Genomic DNA, 924 nt, shown 5'->3' with positions numbered 1-924 from the left:
GTCGTCGGCGCGCACTACGGTCTGCGCGACTGGCTCGCGCAACGCATCACCGCCGTCGTGATGGCCATCTACACGGTGATCCTGCTCGCCTGGTTCTTCGGCGCGCGCGACTTCTCCTACGAAGGCTGGGCCTCGATCTTCGCCACCCAGTGGATGAAGCTCGCCACCTTCGTCACGCTGCTCTCGCTGTTCTATCACGCGTGGGTCGGCATCCGCGACATCTGGATGGACTATGTGAAGCCCGTTGGCATGCGCCTGTTCCTTCAGGCGCTGACCATCGTCTGGCTGCTCGCGTGCGCGGGCTACGCTGCGCAGATTCTCTGGAGAGTGTAAAAGAATGGCTGCAATCAAGAATACCCTGCCGCGTCGCAAGTTTGACGTGGTCATCGTCGGCGCGGGCGGCTCGGGAATGCGCGCGTCGCTGCAACTGGCGCGCGCGGGCCTGTCGGTGTGCGTGCTCTCCAAGGTGTTCCCCACGCGCTCGCACACGGTTGCCGCGCAAGGCGGCATCGGCGCGTCGCTGGGCAACATGAGCGAGGACAACTGGCACTACCACTTCTACGACACGATCAAGGGCTCCGACTGGCTCGGCGACCAGGACGCGATCGAGTTCATGTGCCGCGAAGCGCCGAACGCCGTGTACGAACTCGAACACTTCGGCATGCCGTTTGACCGCAACGCCGACGGCACGATCTACCAGCGCCCGTTCGGCGGCCACACCGCGAACTACGGCGAGAAGCCCGTGCAGCGCGCGTGTGCTGCCGCTGACCGCACCGGTCACGCGCTGCTGCATACGCTGTACCAGCAGAACGTCGCGGCGAAGACGCAGTTCTTCGTCGAATGGATGGCGCTCGATCTGATCCGCGACGCCGAGGGCGACGTGCTGGGCGTCACCGCGCTCGAAATGGAAACGGGCGACGTCTA

The 924-nt window shown here is 64.8% G+C and carries 2 protein-coding genes; both read left to right on the top strand.

From position 1 onward, the window contains the following. A partial coding sequence (sdhD, locus tag JMY24_RS38095; protein WP_201704137.1) for a succinate dehydrogenase, hydrophobic membrane anchor protein occupies window positions 1-333 on the top strand: 333 nt, incomplete at its 5' end. Between the two features lie 4 nt (window positions 334-337). Beyond that, a partial coding sequence (locus tag JMY24_RS38090; RefSeq protein ID WP_201704135.1) for an FAD-dependent oxidoreductase occupies window positions 338-924 on the top strand: 587 nt, incomplete at its 3' end.

The sequence above is a fragment of the Paraburkholderia kirstenboschensis genome (assembly GCF_904848585.1).
GTDB lineage: Bacteria > Pseudomonadota > Gammaproteobacteria > Burkholderiales > Burkholderiaceae > Paraburkholderia > Paraburkholderia kirstenboschensis.
The sequence above is the reverse complement of the archived record's forward strand: the minus strand, read 5'-3'. Positions and strand labels throughout refer to the sequence as shown.